This is a genomic window from Pseudoalteromonas sp. S2893 (genome assembly GCF_005887105.1).
Taxonomy (GTDB): Bacteria; Pseudomonadota; Gammaproteobacteria; order Enterobacterales; family Alteromonadaceae; genus Pseudoalteromonas; species Pseudoalteromonas atlantica.
In genome coordinates this window covers 1-358 of sequence record NZ_PNCY01000148.1, presented here as the reverse complement: position 1 = coordinate 358, position 358 = coordinate 1, and the positions used below count along the sequence as shown (strand labels likewise).

Genomic DNA, 358 nt, shown 5'->3' with positions numbered 1-358 from the left:
AATCTGTCCAAAGATTTTGCGCAATACGGTTTTTGTTCTGCTATACGTGGTGCTGAAGGTGGCGGTATAGATGAAGGCTTACCAACGGATATTTTCACAAGTGATGATGGCGATCAGGATCTTAAATGCCGAACAGAAATTGGCATAACAGAGCGTGGTGACGCTGAGCGAAGTAAACTTGGTTTCTTACCTCTGTGTCATTACAAAAATACCCGATTCGGCTGTTTTCTTTGGTGGCGAAAGCTGTCAAATACCACAAATATATTCACCGCCTGTTGCTACTGCTTATGCTGCAATTTAAGCTCGCTTACCTTACTTAATGGCGACGTCTCGTTTTGCACATTATTTAAAAGTGATG

Annotated in this window: 1 pseudogene; it reads left to right on the top strand. The window is 42.2% G+C overall.

Features of this window, described 5'->3' with window-relative positions:
* Positions 1–298, top strand: a pseudogene (locus tag CWC04_RS19500) (type VI secretion system contractile sheath domain-containing protein); the annotation flags it as partial.
* Between the last annotated feature and the right edge of the window lie 60 nt (positions 299–358).